Below are 20584 nucleotides of genomic sequence, written 5' to 3' on the forward strand. Positions count from 1 at the left end.
TCGCTCACCTCCCGTCAGTGCGAGTCGTGCCTACCTGTGGCTGACACTCTACGGAGCCGGGGCGACACGCCCATCCTTCCGTCCCCGACTCAGCGGCTCGGGCCGACAACACGGCGACGAGAGCCCGGACACAGACGGGCTCTGGGATGGGCCACCTAGTTAATCTGACGGAGCCGTCCCTGACCCGTGGACTTCGCGTGCTCATGATCGGCCGCCCGCTCCGCCAACGTCGCGACGGCCATCTCCGGAGGCAGCATCTCGGAGAACTTCAGCTGCTTGATGGCCCGCTCGTCAACCAGCGGCAGCGCGCCCACAAGGTCCGGGCCGAGCTCAGTCCGAGCGACCTCCAGCGCCGTGCGCAGCCACTCGACGCTGGCATCGTTCCGCAACCCGATCTGCCAGTTGTCGTAGATGATCGAGTCGCCCAGGATGTCCGGGGCGACCCGGTCGAGCGCGCCCACGAGCACGGCGTTGGCCCGGGCGCCCGCCCAGGTCCACCACCGCATCCGGGCCCCGTCCTCGGTCAGCACGGTGCCGTCGGCCCAGACGAGGTCAGCCATCTCGTCTCGCAGCTGGGCGATCCGGTCGTCGGCGCGTCGGGTTAGACGGACCCCGGCGGGGTCGGCACCGAGCAGCACCCGCCGGATCGCGTCGGCCAGGGCCCATGACTGTGCCTGCGGCATGCTGAACCACCGGGGCGCCTCACCCTTCTTCGTCGGCTCCACGTACGCCTTGCGACGCTTCCAGTCGATGTAGGTGACCTCCCACGGCCGGCCGGCCAGGGTCAGCAGCCGCGGTCCGGTCACTTTGCGCAGCAGAAGCATCGGGTCCACCGAACCCACCTGCTCACGTCCCTGGAAGACCTGCACCTCGGGGTCGGCAGTGAAGACGGCCATGAGGTCCCGGTAGTGCACCACCCCGTACCGCCGCTCCGCCTCCGGCCCCACGAAGAGCATGTCGCCGTCACGATCGAGATGGCCGCTCTCCAGCAGCCAAGCCTCGATGGCCTCCGCGTCCTCTGGGGAGCCCAGGCCGAGCCCGCCCAGTTCACTCGCCCAGGTGCCGGAGCCGACCTGTCGGTGCTGCAGCGTGATCCCGAGCAGTTGCTGGGCCAGGATGTGCCGGGGCGCTGGGGGAGCGGTGACGGGTTCGACATACCCCTCCGACCAGAGCAGGAGCAGACCCGCTGCCCGGAGCAGGTCGCTGTCGTCGGCCTCGAGGAAGAGCATGTTGCGTGACGTCCCGGAGCGACGTCCGGTCCGCCCCAGCCTCTGCAGCAGCGACGCCACGGTCATCGGTGCTCCGACCTGCAGCACGCGGTCGAGGTCGCCGACGTCGATGCCGAGCTCGAGCGTCGAGGTGGAGACGATGACGCAGTCCCGGGCTTCGGCGAAGGCCTGCTCCGCGCGCCGTCGCTCGTCCACCGACAGCGACGAGTGGGAGACGAAGGTCTCGGTATGCCGTTCGCGCAGCCCCTCCGCGAGCGTCTCCACCGTGCGTCGCGAGTCGGCGAAGACCAGCCGTTTCTCGCCGTGGTGCAGGGCGTCGATCACGGTGGCGGCGTTGTCGAGCGTGCCGACGTAGTCCAGCTGGATCTCCGGCGTGACACCCGCGCCTGCGTCCGGTGCCACGACGGTGGCGGGGACCTCGACCGCCCGGCTGCTGCCCTGCAGCCAGGACAGCAACTGCCCGGCGTTGCCGACGGTGGCGGACAACCCGATCCGCTGCAGCGGTCGCCCCGTCAGCGCGGTGAGCCGCTCCAGCACCGCCAGCAGGTGCCAGCCCCGGTCGTCGCCTGCGAAGGCGTGGACCTCGTCGATCACCACCGTCCGGACGTCGGCGAAGACCTGCCTGGGGTCCACGAGCCGCGAGACGAGCATCGACTCCAGCGACTCGGGGGTGGTCAGGAGGATGTCCGGTCGCTCGCGCACCTGACGCTTTCGCACCGACTGCGGAGTGTCACCGTGCCGTACCTGGGCGTGCCTGCCCAGCCACCCGGCATAACTCGAGACCCGCGGCTCCAGGTTGTTCAGCAGCGCCTTGAGGGGGCAGACGTAGAGGACGGACAGCCCCTGCCACTGCTCGGCCCGCATGCGGCTGAGCACCGGGAAGAGAGCGGCCTCGGTCTTGCCGCCGGCGGTGGGCGCCAGCAGCAGGGCGTCGTCACCGGCGAGGACGGGGGAGACCGCCTGCTCCTGCAGCGGTCGCAGGGAGGACCACCCCAGCGTGTTGACCACGTGGTGCTGGACCACGGGGTCCAGCTGTCCGAAACCGTCCTGCGTTGGTGTGCTCACAGATCCAGCTCGACCTCGTCCGCCGATGAGGCGGGAGCCGCCCGTCGGGGACCGGAGCCCCCTGAGGCTGCCTGCCGTTCGACGTCGCTGAGCTCTTCCTGCCGCAGTGTGAGGGCGTAGTCCTGCCGCGGGTCGAAGTCGGGGAACTGGTCCACCCGGTCGAGGACCTCGCCGACGAGCTTCTTGAGGAAGACCCGTGGTGCGATGCCCACCTTGCCGCCGAGGTTGCCGGTGACCGCGCGGGAGAGCTCGGCGACGTAGGCGTCGTCCACCTCGCGCAGGATGCGGTCGGACTGCTCGGTCCCTCCGGCGTAGAGGTCTCGCACCTTCGACCCGACCTCGACGAGAGAGTGCTCGTCGAAGCCGCCGAGGCGCACCTGGACGGCCCGCGGGTTGTCGAAGCGGGCGTCGGTGGCGAAGTCGGTCGTCAACCGTTGGGCGAGCGGGGGAAGCCGGGGAACCCCTGAGGGACCCTCGAAGAACGCGGGCGTGCCGGTGATCACGAGGTAGAGGCCGGGGAAGCGGCCGGAGTCGATCTCGTCGACGAGCTGGCGTATGGCGTTGAGCGCCTTGTCGCGCACGTCGCTGCGCATCCGCTGCAGGGTCTCGACCTCGTCGAGCACCACGAGGAGGCCCGGGTGGCCGGCGTCGCGGAGGACAAGCAGCAGTCCTTGAAGGAAGGCCATCGCGCCGAAGTGGTCCAGGTCACCGCGGACTCCTGCGGCACGCTTGGCCGCCGCAGCAACATGCGGCTGGCCGCCGAGCCAGGCGGCCAGAGCATCAGCCGTCGCTGCGTCGCTGTCGCTGACTGCCTGGCGGTAGGCACGCAGGGCCATCGCGAAGGTGGGTGTCCGCGCCGAGACCGCAGCGAGCCGCTGGTCCAGCAGGGCGTCGACCGCCTCCGCCACCCGGCTGGGGGGAGCGTCGCCGAGCGCCGGGTCGGCGTCCAGGACGTCGCCCTCCAGGGTGAACAGCCACGAGTCCAGCACCGAGCGGAACGCGCTCGGCGGGGTGGAGGCCGTGCGGAGCGACTCGGTCACGCGGCGGTAGACGGTCTCCAGCCGGTGCAGGGGTGTCTCCGTCTCGGAGATCTGCACCTCGGCCGTGGCCAACCCTCGCTTCAGCGCTCGCTCCGCCAGGTGCCGCGTGAAGAACGTCTTGCCGGTACCGTACTCGCCCCGGACCGCCTTGAAGACCGAACCACCTCCGGCGACGGTGGCCAGTTCCTTGTCCAGGGCATCGCTGAAGCGGTCCAGTCCGACGGCGAGCAGGTCGAGCCCTTGCGACGGGACCGTGCCGCGGCGCAGGGCGTCGACCACCTCTGACCGGCGGCGGGGGCTGACGGAGTCGTTCACCGGATCATCCTCCGATCCCGAACTGCTCCTGCAGCAGCGGCAGGTCGAGCACGACCAACGGGCCGTCCGTACGGACGACCGCGTAGCCCTCCACGTTCAGCAACCGCTGCAGCTGGGCCACCGCGCCCTGGGCCCGGGTCGTCGGCAGAGACATCACCGAGGCCAACGTCGCCAGCGGCAGGCGGGTCGATGGCGCCGCGGCCAGGGCCTCGACAGCGGCGACGACCTGGTCGTCCTCCAGCGCGACCCGGCCTGCGACCGCGCGCTGCTGCGTCCACACGTCGGAGCGCACGATGGCGTCCCCGAGCCGGACCTCGTGTGTCGGCCGTGGCGCCGCTGGCTCTTCCACCACACCCGGATCGAAGAGCGCGTCCGGCTGCGGCTGGGGCTTGCTGGGCCGGTTCGTGCGACGTGAACGCACCTCGACCTGGACGGTGGCGGCCTCACCAAGGGCGATGTCCCACCAGCGGGGGGTCTGCGGAGGCGCCAGTCGTAGGTCGGTGCCCTCGGGCACGTCCTGGCCCGGAACCAGGATGACGACCGGCACGACGACCTCGGCCGGTGAGGCGCCGCCGTGGTAGCCCGCCTTGAGCGGGCCGTACCGCAGCCGCTCGTCGAACGGCAGCACCGCCGCACCACCGTGCTTGAGCACTCGTGGACCACGCACCAGCACCTCACCCTCGCCCGGGGGAGTCGCATCGCTCCGGGACCGGCCGCTGGAGGCGTCCTGCGCGGACTTCTGCCGACCCCGCCTCCGTTCCACGACGTGTCCGTGGTCAGCCGTCACCACGACCCTCCGGCCGGCTGCCAGCGCCCGGTCCAGCAGCGGGCGCAGGTGCTTGACCGCGTCGGCGGTCCAGGCGGTCCCCGCCGGGTCGCTGCGGTCGAGCGCGTCGTCGATCGTGTTCAGGACGCACGTGACGAGATCCTGGGAGGTGTCGGCGATCGCCAGCGCGACGTCGTCGGCCACTGCGAAGCCTGGCCTCGAGGTGTCCAACGGCTTCTTGTGGAACACCTGCGGGCTGCGCAGACCGAAGGCCGACACGAGCGCGGCATACCTGGTCTGCTCCTGCCCCTGCTGCCCGGTCGTCAGGCTCCCGGACAGCAGCGACGCCCGGCTGACCTCGGTCAGCGAGGGGAGCACCGCCAGGCCGGTGCCGCGCACGTGAGCCTGGGGCAGCAGGGCCTCCTCCCACCCCTCGCGGCGGCCCAGCACGTCGGCGACGACCTCGGTGGCCACACCCGTGCTCATCCCGTCGAGCACGAGCAGCAGGGTCGGCGTCTGCCGGGCGATCGGCACCACGGTGCCCTTGACCAGGTGCTCCAGGAGCCAGACCCGGTCAGTGCCTCCAGGTGGGGTGAGGTAGCCATCCCTGCTGCCCGTGTCGTGCTCGGTCGCGGTCGCAAGTGCACGGGCGAACTGCTCGTCGTGCTCGTCACGCACCGTCTCGACGGTGGACAGCACGGCGGTGAGGGCCTCGGCCAGCGCGGGGTCGGCCACGCCCTCGTAGGTATCGTTGACCGCCGCGTCCACCCAGCTGTCGGTGGTGCCCTGGCGCAGAGCCAGGGCCGCGAGCCCCTCGGCCCCCGGCTCAGGATCGAGCGCGAGCCACCGGGTCAGGCGGACCGCGCCCAGCACCGGCCCGAGCCGCGGGTCCGTGGATCCGAGACCATCGTTGTCGCCGAGCACGTGCCGACCGACCGCGGCCCACGCGGCTTCCATGTCATTGGTCGCCCCAGACACCCGGTCGGCGATCGCGGCGGCCCCGTCCAGCAGCTCGGTGCCGGTCGTCGCCGTGCGCAGGTGCTCCGCGACGGTGTGCAGGCGTGCGGTGAGACCGCTGGGCAGGACGTCGGAGGCCGCGGCCAGCTCCGGAGTGCCCACCTCCGTGAGGAGCGCGTCGGCCCGGACCAACAGCTCACGGGCCTCGTCCCTGGTCGCGCGGTCGCGCAGCAGGTCCCCGGCGACCTGGGACGCGGCGCTGCCGAGGGCGCGCAACGACTCCCTCGAGGGCGCGGACCCGTGCCACCGGTGGGCCAGCCGGGCCAGCCCGAGCTCACGGGTATTCCGCGTCGCCACCATGTCTCCGTCCGTGAAGTCGGTGGACCCCTCGTGGGAGGGCACGAGCAGGGCGAGTACAAGGCCCAGGGGGAGCGCGTCGCGGATCTCGCCGCGACGCAGCAGGTGCTGCAACGGCTCGCCGGCGGTGCCGGCAGCAGTGCAGATCCACGCCAGCGTGGTGTCAGTGAGCTCGCTGCCGACGCGGGCCCGGAGGTCGGCCACGAGAGAGGTCAGTCCCGGTCGGGCCGTCCAGCGGAGCACCCCCAGGGAGTCCAGGCTGCGGCGGGGCACGTCGAGCCAGGCGCGGGCGACCGAGCCCAGCGCGTGGTCCCTCGTCAGGGCCCCGGCCGGGGCCGGCGGCCACCCGTCGTCCGGGCGGGCCAGCAGCAGCCCGTGGGCAAGCGACCTGCTGGAGGGGTCGGCGTAGAGCGCGGCCTCCAGTCCGGTGGCGGCGAACTGCTGCCGGACCGACTCCCACGGGTCCGGTGTGCGCAGCTTGTGTCCGGCCAGGTGGGCCAGGATGCCCACCCCGAGATCCTCCTCGGGGCGGTCGGTGACGACGACGAGCCACCCATCTGGCGAGTGCTCCAGCAAGGCCTCGCGGACGGCGAGGGCCGAGATGCACGGTTCGACCTGCACCGGCACGCCACCCTGCTCGAATCGGAACTGTTCGGTGCTGGCCGGATCGCCATAGATGCCAAGGACGGTGGGTGCGTCCCGGTGCCCTGGCCCGTAGTCGTGCCGCGCAGCGTCGTCGAGCATCGCCCGCACGACGGCGAGCGAGACCGACCCGGCGTGCTGCCGAGTCTCGCGGTGCGTCGCCGTCACTCGACCACCCGCCAGGTGACCTCAACCTGCTCGTCGGCATGCTGTGTCATGAACTGCTGGAGCCTCCGCGCGACGCCAGCAGCATCTCTGCCTGGGCGCCTGACCGAGTGGATCGTGCCCAGTTGCGGATCCACCCTCGTGGCAACCTCGATCGGCACGTCGTCGGGATCGACGACCGGCTCGGGATCGGGCTTGGGCTTCGGGTCCGGAACTGGACGCATGCGGAGGGCCCACTCAAAGATCTCCTCCTCGGCCACGCGCATCGAGTCCGTCGCACGGGTGACGATTTCGTCGGAGCTCAGCCCGTCCTGTAGGCGGCTGATGATCTTCTTCGCTTGTGCATCTTCGCTGCTGCGTAGCGGCTCCAACCGGCTCCACTGGAATCGCGACAGCGCAGTGGACACCTCGTCGGCCCGGGCCAGGCTGGTGCCCAGAGCTGTCCCGCGCTGACCCTCGACGGACGCACCGAGCCGGCGCACCATCTCCACCCCGTCGAGGTGCTGCAGCGACGACGCGAGGGTGGCTGCCGCACGTGCCGTCGCGAGGCGGTCGCTCGCACGTCCGGTCGCGTCCGGAGAGAGTCCGAGCCTGCCGTAGGCCCGCTCGAGCTCGCCAACGAGCTTCTGCGCCGGGCCGTGGAGCGACTTCGCCCTCTCCCTGGCCTGCTCGGTCAGGGAGGCGACCGCCGGCGGGGTCAGGTAGGGCGAGGCGGTGAGCCCAAACAGCTCCGCCGCCGCCTGCACCGCGGCGGTCCACTCGGGCTGCGAGGGCATCGGCTGCAGCCGCAGCTCCATCTCCGGCAGCAGCTTGCCCGGCTGGGGAGCCTCGACCGGCGTGCCGTGGTGATACCAGGAGCGCTGCCGCAGCAAAGCCCAGGCGATGATGATCAGGTCGGACACCTCGGGCCGCAGACCTCGCGGGGGGGTGATGGCGTCGATCCACCGACGGAGGTCCGCCACCTTCACCGGACCGTCGCCGACGCCCGCGGCGCCGGCGGCCTTGGCCAGCTCGCTGCCCCAGGGGGAGAAGCGGTCGTCGCCGAAGATGAAGTGCGTCTCGGCGGCAAAACCCACGCCCAGCGGGTTGGCGACCCGGCGGACGGCGGACGCGTCCCCCTGGAGCGCGACCCGCTTCTGCGGGTCTCCCATGGCCCGCACGAGGTGGGCGTGCACGGCCTTCAGCTCGGCGGTCCGCACCTCGACGTCGCCGGGCTCGAACTCCGGGTGGGCCGGGAACGTCGCGCTGAACGCACGGTCGACGAGGTCCCGGTATGCCGCACCGAAGCTGGTCCCGCGCGGGTCGCCCGGGTCGAAGGACCGGTCCAGGCTGGTCAGCACGCGCTCGTGGCTGGCCTCGTCGACCAGCACCCCCGGAGCGGGCGCAAGGACGCCGTAGGCCTGCTCCAGTGCTCGCCGCATGCCTTCCCACAGCGACTTGTGCTGGGCCTCGAGGATCGCCTTGGCAGTGGCCCGGTCCACCTCGCTGAGGTGGTCGGCGTGACTGGCCCAGCGCTCGCCGGTGCCCTCCAGCAGCCAGTCGAGGATGACGAGCCGCCGCAGGTCGCGCATCCGGTCGCCGGAGAGGAAGCGGGGCACCCACACGACCGTGCGCTGCGGCTGTCCACCGCTGATGAGCCGGTCGAGCCGTGCGATGTCCTCGGCGCTGCTGTGGCCCTCGTCGTCGAAGGGGTGGTCGACGACCAGGCGCCAGGTCCCGGGGCGACTCGCGAAGTGGTCGTCGGTCAGCCACGAGCTGTCGCGCACGTTGCCGAACACGAGGTCGACGTCCCGACGGGAGCCACGCCAGACGACACGGTCGGTGTGGGCACCCAGGATGTCGGCGTCGCCCAGCTCAACCCCCAGCATCTCGGCGACGAGCCGCTTGACCAGCTCACGGCGTCGGCCGGAGTTGTCCTCGCCCTTGGCCCGGTCGACGACGGACTCGTAGTCGACGTCCTCGAGCTGCACCCGGATGACCGGGTCCCGCTGGTCGGTGTCGACGTGGATCTCCGGGATGCTGCGCGACCATTCGCGCACCTTGCCCAGCACCACGGTGCGCTCGTTGCCGGGCAGGGGGGAGACGATGGACCCGTGGTTGAGCGAGGCCAGCCGCGAGGGGGTCAGACCCTTGAGCGTCGGCACCTTGGGCGCGACCGCCGACAGCAGGAGCGTCTTGGCCAGCCGGTCGTCGGCCAGATATCCGGTCGGCAGGGTGGCCTTCCCGTCCTCGGCCCGCTCGAGGTCGTCACGGGTCAGGGCGTGGTTGGAGAGCAGAAGCGGTTGCAGCTTCTCGGCATACAGGCTCCGCGCGGCCCGGAAGAGGGCGGCGGCCGTGGGATCCAGCGGCGACTGGCCCTCGACGATGTAGCTGAAGGCGTCCCCGACAGGCACGACGTCGTCGACGGTGAGGTCGTCACGACCGTCCACGAGCATCTGCTGCATGACCTTGAGCGCGGTCCGTTCGCGCTGCATGACGCTGGCCAGGCTGCGCAGCGTCGAGACGAGGGCGGGGGAGAAGGGGTAGGTCCGGCGGAACGCGGTGGCGTCCGCGCCCCGGTGGGCCTCGTCGGTGTTGACCCCGTCCAGGAGCACGTCCCACACCTCGGGCCTGCGCTCCAGGTGGTCGAACGCCTCGTTCATCACCTGCTCGGCCCGCTCGTCCTTCCGGCGCAGCAGGCGCTGGCGCGCGACGTGGGGCAGGTTGTCGTCCCCGAGCACGACGGTGGCGAAGCGGCCCTCCTGGTGCCTGAAGGCCCGGTCGAGCGCCTCCTGCTCCGCACCGCTGGCGCCGGAGTCGGCGAACCACCTGCGCAGGTCCATCTGCCGGGCGATGAAGGAGATCAGGGGTATGGCGCGCGGCCCGGTGGCGGATTCGACGAGCTTGGTGATCTTCTGGCTCTCCCGGCGGAAGAAGGACGGGTCCTGCACCGAGAAGGCGAGCCACAGCACGAGCTCGTCGAGGAAGAGCACGACCGCGTCGTAGCCAAGGCTCTGTGCGTGGGCGGAGATGGCGGCCAGCCCGGTGTCCAGGTCGAGGTAGGTCGCCTGCTGGGTGTAGGAGCGGAAGTAGTTCTGCACCAGGGCGGTGACGAGCTGCTGGCGCTCCTTGGTGTCTGGTGTCGCGGCGCGCGCCCGGTCGTAGGAGTCACGGTCCCACGACCCGGATCCCAGCACGGCGCCCCACTCGTCGTCCCCGGTGCCGCCGGCTGCCGCGCCCCCGTTGAGGCCAGAGAAGAAGGCGTCGTCGCCGAGGCGGGCGCGCATCTGCTCGGCGTCGGCCAGGAGTGCGTCCGACTCGTGCACCGCTGGGAGAGGGGCGTCGGGGTGCAGCTCGCGCAGCTGGCGGATGTAACCGTCGAAGAGCGCCTGCTCGAGAGACTCTGCGCCCAGCAGGTGGAAGGCGAGGGGAAGCACCTTGCGGTCCTGCAGGGTGGGGTCGTAGCGGGCCACCACGCCCTGCAGCTCGGTCTTCGAGCGCGCCACCGGGTCCTGGCGCAGCAGCGCGTGCAGCACGGCCATGAAGTGGCTCTTACCCGAGCCGAACGACCCGGTGAGGAACGCTCCACGGCTGACGTGCGAGCCAATGGCCTCCGACACCAGTCCGAGCGCCTGGTCGAAGGCGTCGGCGAGGTCGTCCGTGACGACGTACTGGTCCAGCGCCGAACGCGCCCCTGCCCCGATGCTGTCCGTGAGGCGGAGGACAAAGTCCTCTTCCCCCGCCCGCGTCGGAATCTCGATGACGTCCTTGAGCAAGGTGCTCACACTGTCCACCTCTCCCGGGATGCGTCTTGCCAGCCGAGGCCCGCCGCCAAGAGCGTCCTCATGTCGTCTCCGTGGCTCAGGATGTCATCCACATCCCAGCCGCTCGCCTTCGTGTGGGCAGCCATCAGCTGAAACTTCAGACTCTGCTGCTCGGACCGGTATTGGTTGATCTTCGCCCCAGGGGCCAGGTTCGACCGCCTCGTGTTCTCCGAGCGCGACATGAGGCACAGGTTTCCGAAGCGGTCCACGGTGTCCGAAGGGAGGCGCGTGATGTTGCCAGACGGGTCGGGGTGCTGCGGATAGAAGTGCTCCACCGACGACCGGTAGCGAAACCTGTACTGCTTGTACGTGATGTCGTGTGTCCGAGGAGCATCTGTCAGGGTGCCGTCTTTTAGCCTTCTCCACAGCAGGTAGTCCAGGTAGTTGAAGGCAAAGTGGCTGGTCGATGTGCCTTGGTCCAGGTCGTGCAGGCCCACCGTCTGGAACCGCGACTCGGCCAGCCGCTGCAAGAAAGTCACGAGTCTTGCCGCGTCCGGTGTCTCTTCACTGGCGTACAGGTGCTCGAGCAGGGCGTAAAGGAAGTTCTTGTAGGAGCGGCGGGAGTCGGTCACCTGGAACATCGACTGAAGCAGCACGACGTGCTCGTGTTCCTCGGAGGTCGCCGACTCGTCCTCACCGTCGCTGCCGAACGTCGAGATCGGCGACAGCTTCTTGTTGAGCCTGCGCGCACGGAGCAGCACCCAGTTGGAGTCGTCCTCGCTCTCGCGCGACCGGTCTGTCTTGATGACGTACTGATCGAAGAGAAAACGCGCGCGCAGCAGCGCGTACGCGAAGTCCCTGACCTGCTCCGCGGTCGAGATCGTCTGCTCGAAGAGTGTGACGAGCTGCTTGTCGTCCAGCGGGACGGCGGAAGGGCCAGACCAGCTGAAGGCCGAGCGGGCCGGTTGGGCGAGGGCAAGAACATGGAGGAGGAAGTTCGAGAAATCGATGATGGACCCGTACCGATCGAGTTCTTCGTCGTTCGACCCGTCTCGCCCGTTTCGTGCACCGCTGCCCTCTGCTATCAGACTGATGAGGGTGCGATCATCTTGTGCGATGTCCGGCGCCGTGACTCTGAGCGCGTCTGCGACGTCGTCGAACGACGATACCCTGAGCCGGCCCCATCCCTTGCCGAAAAGCTCGTCGCGCACATCGGGCGCGAACTTTGCCTGCAGGTGGCGGCTCATGTCACTGCAGGCGTCCCAGATCAGGGCCAGGGTCCGGGAGGCGACACCGTCGTCCACATCTGCCAGCTTCGACATGAGAGATGCCTTGACGATCTCATGCTTCTCGAGCTGCTCACCACGGCTGTTCATGACCTCGAAGTAGTGGTTGAGGTCGGTTGTCGCAGGCAAGGTCGTGCGTACGAGTCGGACGCTCTCCAACAGGTACGAAAGGTCGTCCTCGTCGAAGTCTCCAGTCTCATGGGCTGACCGGACCGTCTCGACAGCAACCTTGATCCCGAACTCCTGGAGATCGTCCGGCGAGCAGTCTCTACCGCGTCGGGCCAGGAGGTCGAGATCGGCGGAGGAACGTGCACGTCCCTCAAACACCAGCGTGCGCCGGAGTTCGTTGCCTTGGTCCGTCAGCGTGGTCAGAATGATGTAGAGCGTGGTGAGCCGCTGCTGGCCGTCGACCACCTCGTACAGCACCCCGTCGCCAGAAGGATGAGCGCGTGCGTGCGTGACGAGCGATCCGATGTAGTAGCTGGCGGCGCCGCGCTGGCGGTAGTCACGTACGTCCTGCATCAGGGTGACGATTTGGTCGTATCCCCAGGCATAGGCACGTTGGTAGATCGGGATGACGTACTGGTCGGACCCGAAGAGGCCCGCGATGTTGACGATCTCAGGCTGCCTACGGCTCATCGTCGCGCCCCTTCCTCGGTCGTGAACAAGCAGTGCAGCTCCGGGTATCCGTTGAGCTCAGGGGAGGCGAGAACCCTGCGCAGAATCTCCTGTGGTCGCGTGGCGAGACGAAGTTCCTGGAAGAGGTTGGTGGACGGCGGTCGCGCGGAGCTTCTACCCAGGGCGTAGTTGTTGACCATGGCCCGCCGGACCTGCTTGCTCTGTACTCGGGGCGCCATCGCGTACCGCGCCATCATGAGCGCCGCCCGGTCGAGGCTCTGCTCACCGAACCGATCCACGTAGTAGAGACCAGACAGTCGAAGAGGTTCCGTACCAGCTGGTGCGTGGGCATTCGTCGGTGGGCGTCGAGGAGGTCAAGAACCGGCTTGAGCTCTGGCAGCACGTCGAATATTGCCCCGGCGTCGTCCTGGAAGAGGCCACATCGAAGCCCCAAGTCGTAGTAGTGCCTGACCATCAAGAAGAACGTCTCGCCGTTGAGCACCGGATGGTCGATCTGAAAGGGGTATTCCACGCCGGAGAGAGCGCCGTATCTGATGAGAGTCGAGTTCTCCTGCGTGTAGTCGTCTGTGTAGTTCTTGGCGTAGAGGAACGGCCTGGCCCAGCGGTTCTTCTCGTTGCTGGGGTCTGCCTCCTTGATGCCCTTGAACAGTTCGACATGCTCGCTGGAGAAACCCTGCTGGGGGACGTCCTGCCCGTTGGCCCAGCGCTTGATCTTATAAAGGTAGTCGCTGAAGAGCTGGTGGATCGACTCCGGTGGGATCTCTTCCCATAGTCGGACCATGGCGAGTCGCAGCTGCGGGGACGCGTGCTCCAGGCTCATCTCTCGGATGTGGAACGCTTTTAGTAGGTCGGTGGGATAGAGCGCCCGACCCCGGGTGTTCTGCGAGTCGAACATCTGGAACGCCTCGTCGATGTGGTTCACCGTCAGCACCACAACCTCGCAGCTGTCGAGGAAGAACTCCGCCCAGTGACTCAGGTCACCACGCCGAGAACCGAAGGACTCGGACACATAGGTGTAGTTGTCCTGGACGTTGGCCTTGCTGATCTCCAGACCCACGTCGGGGAGGGCAGCAGCCGACGTGTCGGGCACGTCCGCGCTTGTGTGTTTCGCCAGATAGAGCGCGATCAGGCAGAAGGTGGTGAACCGCTGCTGACCGTCGACGATGTTAAGGTTTCCTCTGGCGTCTCTGTGCAGGATGAGCGTTCCCAGCCGGTACTGGCCGTAGGTGCGGAAGGTGTCGACGTCGTCTATCAGCTGTGCCACGTTGCGGACAGTCCATTTGTAAGGCCGCTGGTAGTCAGGGATATGCAGGTCTCGGCGAAGCAGCTCCCCGACGGTGACGATCTCAGGTGCGACGAATGGGGCCTGCGTTGAGTCCTCGACGCTAGACATAGTCATGTGTAGCTCCTGGGTCGTCGTCCGCGTCGGGTGGGTTGGGGTCGCCAGGCGCGTAGTTCGTCGATTGTCTTGCCGACTTGGAGATTGCGGTCGTGGAGTTGTTGGCGGGTGAACTCGGCCAGGGACATGCCGTAGGTGGGGTCGATGTCGGAGTGCCATTGGTCGACCCAGGGTTGGAGCTCGGCCAGGCCGGCGACCAGGGGGATGAGCTGGTTGTCGTCGAAGCCTTCGGACTCGCGTTGGTCGATGATGATGGCCAGGGCCAGGGATTGTTGGGCGTGGTCCCATCCGGCCCAGCCGAGCAACGGCGTGGGGTCGGTGGCGCGGCCGGCGTCGGGGTAGAGGATGAAGCGCTCCTTGGGTACGTCGAGCTTGCCGCGGGCCTGCCACCACGAGGCCTTGCGGAAGTCGGCGGAGGTGTACTTCGGCGGGACCGGGATTGGCCCGACGTCCTCGCCGGCGTCCTCGCGCCGTTGCAGGTCCCAGGTCTCCTCCCACGCGGCCCGTTTGCGCAGCCCGGTCTCCTTGAGCCGGTAGGCGGCCAGGTAGGGCACCGCCTCGTCAACCAGCAGCCGGGTCAGGGAGGTGGTCAGGGGCACGTCACGTCGGCCTTCCCACAGGGCGATCACGTCGGTGATCTCGGTGTCGCGGGCGACGAGGTCGGCCAGCTGGGCGAGGCTGCGCGGTGCCGGGCGACCCTGGGCGTCGAACCAGTAGTCCCTGTCCTCCAGCCGGTCCAGCAGCCAGTCTCGCAGGGCGTGCTCCTGCTGCCTGTCCCACGGCACCGACGCCCACCGGCGCTTGTGCTCCGGCTTTTCCAACAGGCCGATCGCCCGGTCGGACTCGATCAGGTCGATCCGGCGCTGGACCAGGTCGCGGTACGCCGCCGGCCACCGGTCCGGGATCTCGGTGACCGGTGTTGACCCGTGACGCGCAAACCATTCCGTATCCACCGCGCCCGTGGCGGTTTGGCGAGCCAACACGATCTCGAACGCCCGCTCACCGAGTTCTACTTGCGGCAGGTCCAAGCCATATGTCAGGTCGTGGTGGACGAGCCCATAGGCCTTGTAGACCTCCCAATCGAGTTCTTCCTGCTCAGCGATCATGCGGGCCTGAAGGTGCTTGGTGGCAGATCTTGCGTTCTCCAAGCGGGCCAAGGTGGGTGTGTCCTCCTGGGTGATGGCGCGTGGAAGTTGCGAACTCAATTTACGAGCGGCGCGTTGCAAGTTAGTCGCGCGGTGTGTAGGCAAGCTTTCTGGGAGTGGCAGGTCGCCGATCCCAGCTCCGTTAAACTGGTAAGTCCTTGCCCAAGAAATGCCAGCCGCGCCACCTTTAGCTTTACATCTCTGCTTCAGCCAAAAGCAAGCTGTGGATGAATTCAGAACAGAAAGCAGGCCCAGGTATCCGTCTTCGGTCTGGGGTGTGGGCAATTTTAGGGCCACTACGGTCTCTTTGAAGACCCCGGGTTGTTCGTGAAGTACCGCATGAACATGGGTGGCGACGTTGGCGACTAAAACGGAAAGGGGCGTTTCGTAGGCCGAGCTGGTGTGTTGCTGGTATTCTGTCCAGTGACGTCCCGCGGCTTCCATGTCGCCCTGGAAGGTCGACCGAGCAGACATCACACTCCGTAGTGGCCAGAGGCCACGAACCAATCGGGGGTCTGATGGATCTCCTGTAGCGTACGGGTATACTACGTTCTCGGAGTGGTTCCAAGTCCAATCTCGTATTTCGCCGCCCACGACGAACGGGCGGACGAACGGGTTCAAAAGGACACGATTGAAGGGGCCGGGCGGATCGAATGCGTCATCACTGCCTGCGCGGATGCTCCGGCCGATGGGTGGCTCTGCGTAGTCTGCGACATTCTGATGAGTGGCGCCGTCGATCCTCTCTAGTAGGTCCGACACCCCTCCGCCTGCAAGACTCCAAGGGTGTTTCCGGAGAGCATCTCGAGACAAGTTTGTAACTTCGATCCAATCATTCTTGAAACCGGTCTCATTCAAATGGTCGACAATGGATCGCCAGTAGGGACCCTTGCCTCGGTCGCCGTGTCGCCGGGACTCGCGTTTCCCCTTGCTTAGAATGGCTCTGACGTCGATATTTTCGGGCGGTCCCGGGCGGCCGGTGATGATGACTGTGGGGGTGCCGTCGCTGTTATGCCCAGGGATCCAAGCGCCCTCCGAGTCGATAACAAGGCGTAGGTCCTTGCGGGACAGAAAGTCTTCGATGAGCTTGGAGCCGAACTCGCGTTTCATAAACGAGTTGGAGGTGATCTGCCCGGTCCACCCCGCCGGAAGACCCTCGGAACCGGGGGTGGCGAGCTCGAAGAACCGTTCCATGAAGGGCACGCTCAGTGCATATGTGCCCTTGCAGGTGTCGTACAGGTCGCGGTAGCGCTGGTTGAGGGTCTTGTCCTTGACGGTGATGTACGGGGGGTTGCCCACGACCACGTCGTACCGGCCCGGGGTGAGCGTCTCGCGCAACGCTTCTAGGTCTTCGACGGTGTAGGTGAACCCGCCTGCCTGAGCGTCGGGGTCGAAGGGTCCGAGGTTGATCTCCTGCTGGGTGCGTCCGTGCAGCAGGGAGTCCCCGGTGTGCACGTGCACCGGCCAGGAGGGCGCGTCCTCCAGGGAGGTGCGCCTGGTGCGGTGCAGGGCGGCGACGGTGAGGCGGAACCGGGCGATCGCGACGGCGAAGGGGTTGATGTCCACCCCATACACGGCGTCCAGGGCACGGGTGACGGTCTCGTCGTCGGACAGCGACGGGTCGTGCTGCTGCCAGCGGGTGACGAGCCGGTCGAACGCGCCGAGGAGGAAGTGGCCGGACCCGCAGGTGGGGTCGATCAGCTTGAACCCCTCCAGGGGCCGCTCGGCCAGGGCAGGCTCGAGGGTCTGGTCGAGGATGAACTCCTCGACGAAGACCGGGGTCTGCAGCAGGGCGTAGGTCTTCTTCGCGTGCTCGGACAGGTCTTGGTAGAGGTCGCCTAGGAACCGGGTCGACAGGTCCTGGTCGGTCAGGTCGTGCACGGGGTTGCCGTGGTCGTCCCGGGCCCGCCAGAAGTCCAGCAGCTTGGTGACCGCCTGCCCGGAGGGGGAGACCTGCCACAGCGGGGAGTGGTCGTCCACCAGCGCGGCGGTGGCGGGCAGGTCCTTCAGGTGGTGCACGGCCTGCAGGAACCACTCGCGGTCAGTGTGCTCGGGGTGCTGACGGAAGTACGCCAGCTGCGCATCCAGCGCCTCCTGCCGGCGAGCCCCGGGACCGGAGACCCATACCGGGGCGACCAGGCGGTTGTCCTCGCAGAACCGGACGAACACGCTCGTCAGCACCCACGCGACCGCGGCCTGGGTCACCCGGTCGTCGCGGAACGCCACCCACGAGGCCGACGTCCGCTCCGCCGCCAAGGCCTCCCGGTGCTCCTCCTGCCACCGCACCCGACGCTCCACATCAGCGGCCAACCGCTCCCGCAGATCGTCCTCCAGCACCAGCACCAGGGCCTTCAGATCCGACGTCAGACCATCACTCGCGCTCAATTGCAGCTCCTGGGTCAGGGGTGGGGGTAGCGCCGACGGACGCCGCCCGGTCGCGGGCGTCGATCCACTCGGTGTCCAGGGCCAGGAACTGGCCGGGGGAGTTCAGGGTGACGGGCTTCCCGTCGAGCACCGGTCCGTGCACGTGCCGGAGTTGTGGCACGACGAGCCAGACGGCCTGCCGGCGGGACCGGGTCAGGTCGGTCCACTGCGTCAGCTCACGGAGATGGCCGTAGCGGGCGAGGGGGGCGGCCTCGGTGAGCAGGACCGGCCGGTCGGTGCCATCGTCGGTCATTGCGTCCTCGATTGCCGACGTGACCGCAGGGAGCGCCCGCTCGACCAGGGTTGCTAGGCCCTGTGCGGGGCGGGTGCCGGGCTCGGCGGCGTCGGCGGCCTGGACGGTCGACCACTTCATACCGATCTGCTCCGCCTGAGAGCGAACGGCGGCGAGCAGGGTGGAGGTGAGGTCGATCTTGACTGCGCCGAACTCGTGGGTGAGCACCCGAACCACCCGATCCAGCCGGTGGCCCGGCACGCCGAGGGCGAGGAAGGACCGGCGGGAGCGGCTGTCGCGCAGGCGCTGACCGGCGACCCCAGCGGAAGACACCGGTGCCACGTCGGTGACGATGCGGGTCGGCTGCCGCGTGTCGAGTCCCGTCGTGTCGGAGGAGGCGGTCGCACTGCGGTAGGCGCGCAGCCCGGCGTCGTAGACCAGGGGCAGGCCCGATGCGGCCACGACGGCGTCCAGCTCGGGCCGGTCGGGCAGAGTGGGCACCGCGGGGAACCGGGCGCGCACGCGGTCCTGCACAGAGCGGGGGCTGAGCTGCTGCTGGGCGGGGATGCCCCTAAGCGTGTGGGCCAGTGCGTGGCCGGCCGGCAGGTCGCGGTGGTGCAGCTCCCCGGCGCCGGAGGCCGCCGCCCGGGTCGAGACCGCTGCGGCGAGGCGGGCGCGGCGACCAGGGTCCTGCAGCGGGGACGGCACGTCTTCCCGGGTCGCAACGAGCGGGCTGAGGCGGTCCTCCACCAGGTCGGCCGGCACGAGCCCGTCGTGGTCGGCCCCGCCGTCGGTGTCGACCAGACGGTCGGCCTCGCGGCCCAGGGCCTCGGCCAGCTCCAGCAGGTCTGGCGCCACGGCCAGGAGGACCACGCGCCCGTCGCGCCGGCGGGTGTGCCAGGCCTCGGCCTCGGCCTCGGCGCGCACGAGTGCCCTCTGGCGGTCGACGACCACCCGCAGCATGCCCTGGACGAGGCGACGTTCGTCGCCCTCGGTGCGGCTGTACGGCATACCCCTGGGGGTCATCGTCGTGAGCACGGTGTGGGTGAGCTCGTCCACGGTGGCCACCCCGCCGAGCTCGTCCAGTCGCTCCCGGACGAGGTGGTCCAGTCGCTGGAGCAGGTCACGGGTGCGCGGGTGGTCGGCCCACCCGTCCTGCAGGGCGGTCAGCAGCTGGGTGGCCCGGGCGGGGGTGACCGGGGTCGGCAGGTGGGCGGCCAGCTGCGCCTGGGTGGCGAACGCGTCCAGGTCGCTTCCGGCCCCCAGGAGCAGACGCGCCATGGCCTGCCGTGGGGCCGAACGGCCCTTGCCCGTGTGCGCCATAAGCAGCTCGGCCGCGTCGATGGGCGAGGGCAGGGACGTGGCGCCCGTGATGGGTGCCAGCCCGCGGACGGCGTCGGCGAACCGGGTGCGCCACTCCTTGGCGCGGCTCTTGACCTCACGCCGGGTCGCCTCGGCGGACCCGGAGAAGTTGAGGCGCACCGCGTCCAGCGCGACCAGGTCGCCGACGGTGACCACGCCGAGCGGCTCGATCGCGGACAGTGCGCGGGCGGACAGGCCGGCCTTGGCGAGCGGTGTGTCCAGGGTGGCGGCGGCGGCCAGCTCGTCGGCGTCGTCGGGGATCGTGGTGGCCGAGGGGGAGAACGCAGCCTCCCACTCCCGCAGCATGTCGGCGACGGTGTGGTGGCGACGGTCGGTGTCGCGGGCCAGCGCCATGGTGAAGAAGTCGACCATGGCGGCGGCGATCGTCGGGTCGAAGGCGGACGAGTCGATCCGCGCCTCGTCGGGCACGGTGGCCGGGTGGGCGGTGCCGTCGCCGTAGGCCGGGGTGGAGCCGGTGGCCATCTCAAAGAGGACGACCGCGGCCGCGTAACGCTCGGCGTGGGAGTCGTAGCGAGGACGGTCCTCCCCGGCGAGGAAGGGGTCGAGGTATGGCGGGGTGCCGGCGTCGGTGGCGGAGGCGGCAGCGCGGGTGAGGGAGAAGTCGAAGAGGACCAGGTGTTTGGTGCGGTCACCCTTGCTCACGCGGACCCCGAGGTTGGCGGGTTTGATGTCGCGGTGGTCCACGCCGGCCCGGTCGAGCGCGGCGAGGGCGTCGAGCAGGTCGCTGCCGTAGCGTTGCAGCAGGTCCAGGGAGAGCCTGGTGCGCTCGCGCATGACCTCGGCCAGCGTCTGCGGGCCGGCGGACTCCAGCAGGAGCGACTGACGTCCGCCGATGGCGATTGGTCCGTCGACGAGGCGGACGAGGCGGGGATCGTCGAGACGGGAGAGGACCTCGGCCTCGTCCTGGAGGCGGCGTGCCGCGTCGTCGTCGAGGGCGACCTTCAGCACCCGTTCTGGCTCCCCGTCGGTCAGGGTGTCCCTGACCAGGAGCCCCACGGCGGTCGAGCCCTGGCCCAGCCGACGCACGAGGGAGTAGCGGCCGGCGAGCACGTCGCCGGGACGGGCCTCGAGCGGGTCGACGTCGGGCGCACCGGACTGCTCGAGCCCGGCCTCGGCCTGGGAGAGCTGCTCGAGGAAGACGGCCAGGTCTGGCGTCCGCTCGCTGGGCGAGGGGCGCGTGGCCGACAGCACGACGTGGCGCAGCGCCTCGGACGCCTCCGGAAGCTCGGGGCTGATGTCCAGACCACCCTGCTGGCGCAGGCGGTCGCGCAGGGCGGCAGCCCCGGGCGCCGGGTGCTCGCCGGTGAGCACGTAGTAGGCCAGGGCGCCGAGGCCGAAGACGTCGAGGCGGAAGCGGTCGTTGGCGCTGGCCTGCCAGGTGCCCTCGGGTGCGTGGTAGACGACGTGGCCGTCCTCGTCGGTCGCGACACCCGGTGCCCCGGCGCGGTGAAGCGCGGTAACGCCCTCCTGCGGCAGCCCCGTCGGGGCCGTGGGTGCGGCGACACCGGCGCCGTGCCAGTCGCCCACGAGGACCTTGACCGACCCGTCGCCGTGGGAGCGCACCCAGATGGCGTCCGGGCTCAGGTCGCGGTGGGCGACGGCGTTGCCGTGGGCGTAGTGCACGGCTTCCGCGATCTGGCGGATGACGTCGAGCTGGGTCTCCAGCGGCAGTCCGTGCGGCTGCTCCGCGAGCCAGAGGTCCAACCGCTGCAGCGAGTCGTCGAGGGGGTAGACCAGACCGGTGCCGAGCTCGGACTCGACCATGTCGAGCGGCCGCAGGAGCCCGTCGTGCACAATCGG

The 20584-nt window shown here is 69.2% G+C and carries 7 protein-coding genes and 1 pseudogene; all 8 read right to left on the minus strand.

Going from position 1 to position 20584, the window contains the following annotated elements; genetic code table 11:
• Positions 1-155 precede the first annotated feature (155 nt).
• A complete protein-coding gene (locus FU792_RS06165) occupies positions 156-2294 on the minus strand; it encodes a DEAD/DEAH box helicase (RefSeq protein ID WP_033418732.1) in 2139 nt (712 codons plus the stop codon).
• Positions 2291-3649, minus strand: coding sequence for a BREX system ATP-binding protein BrxD (brxD, locus tag FU792_RS06170; protein ID WP_022924596.1), 1359 nt, complete (start codon positions 3647-3649; stop codon positions 2291-2293). The genes FU792_RS06165 and brxD overlap by 4 nt, the downstream gene beginning before the upstream one ends.
• Positions 3650-3653: 4 nt before the next feature.
• Positions 3654-6539: a BREX-2 system phosphatase PglZ gene (gene pglZ / locus FU792_RS06175; protein WP_022924595.1), complete on the minus strand. Its 2886-nt coding sequence runs from the start codon at positions 6537-6539 to the stop codon at positions 3654-3656.
• On the minus strand, positions 6536-10300 hold the full coding sequence (locus tag FU792_RS06180) for a BREX-2 system ATPase PglY family protein (protein ID WP_022924594.1): 3765 nt from the start codon (positions 10298-10300) through the stop codon (positions 6536-6538). Before FU792_RS06180 ends, pglZ begins: the two co-directional genes overlap by 4 nt.
• Positions 10297-12204: a DUF262 domain-containing protein gene (locus tag FU792_RS06185; protein WP_022924593.1), complete on the minus strand. Its 1908-nt coding sequence runs from the start codon at positions 12202-12204 to the stop codon at positions 10297-10299. Before FU792_RS06185 ends, FU792_RS06180 begins: the two co-directional genes overlap by 4 nt.
• A pseudogene (locus FU792_RS06195) lies at positions 12201-13603 on the minus strand (DUF262 domain-containing protein). Before FU792_RS06195 ends, FU792_RS06185 begins: the two are co-directional and overlap by 4 nt.
• The gene (gene pglX / locus FU792_RS06200; protein WP_022924591.1) at positions 13600-17130 is read right to left on the minus strand and encodes a BREX-2 system adenine-specific DNA-methyltransferase PglX; all 3531 of its coding nucleotides are present in this window, start codon (positions 17128-17130) and stop codon (positions 13600-13602) included. The pseudogene FU792_RS06195 and the gene pglX overlap by 4 nt, the downstream one beginning before the upstream one ends.
• The gene (gene pglW / locus FU792_RS06205) at positions 17117-20578 is read right to left on the minus strand and encodes a BREX system serine/threonine kinase PglW (RefSeq protein WP_149814625.1); all 3462 of its coding nucleotides are present in this window, start codon (positions 20576-20578) and stop codon (positions 17117-17119) included. The genes pglX and pglW overlap by 14 nt, the downstream gene beginning before the upstream one ends.
• Between the last annotated feature and the right edge of the window lie 6 nt (positions 20579-20584).

This window comes from Serinicoccus marinus DSM 15273, from assembly GCF_008386315.1.
GTDB classification, from domain to species: domain Bacteria; phylum Actinomycetota; class Actinomycetes; order Actinomycetales; family Dermatophilaceae; genus Ornithinicoccus; species Ornithinicoccus marinus.